Annotated in this window: 1 protein-coding gene; it reads left to right on the top strand. The window is 45.2% G+C overall.

Annotation, left to right across the window (positions count from 1 at the left end; genetic code table 11):
- Window positions 1–584: cell envelope integrity TolA family protein (locus tag AC4FQ3_RS22010; RefSeq protein WP_491183294.1), on the top strand; the 584-nt coding region annotated here is incomplete at both ends.

Genomic DNA, 584 nt, shown 5'->3' with positions numbered 1-584 from the left:
GCAGAAGCTCAACAAGCTAAATTGGCCGCAGAAGCAAAAGCGAAAGCAGACGCTGAAGCACAACAAGCTAAACTTGCAGCTGAAGCAAAAGCGAAAGCCGACGCAGAAGCTCAACAAGCAAAATTAGCCGCAGAAGCAAAAGCGAAATCAGACGCAGATGCACAACAAGCTAAACTAGCGGCCGAAGCAAAAGCGAAAGCAGATGCAGAAGCACAACAAGCAAAATTAGCAGCTGAAAATAAAGCAAAAGCAGATGCGGAAGCACAACAAGCTAAACTTGCTGCAGAAGCAAAAGCGAAAGCAGATGCAGAAGCTCAACAAGCTAAACTTGCAGCTGAAAATAAAGCAAAAGCAGACGCCGAAGCTCAACAAGCTAAATTGGCTGCAGAAGCAAAAGCGAAAGCCGATGCAGAAGCGCAACAAGCTAAATTAGCTGCTGAAAATAAAGCCAAAGCAGATGCGGAAGCACAACAAGCTAAACTTGCTGCAGAAGCAAAAGCGAAAGCCGATGCAGAAGCTCAACAAGCTAAACTTGCAGCTGAAAATAAAGCAAAAGCAGACGCCGAAGCTCAACAAGCTAAATT

The organism is Flavobacterium sp. AK-345 (assembly GCF_058310175.1).
The sequence above is the reverse complement of the archived record's forward strand: the minus strand, read 5'-3'. Positions and strand labels throughout refer to the sequence as shown.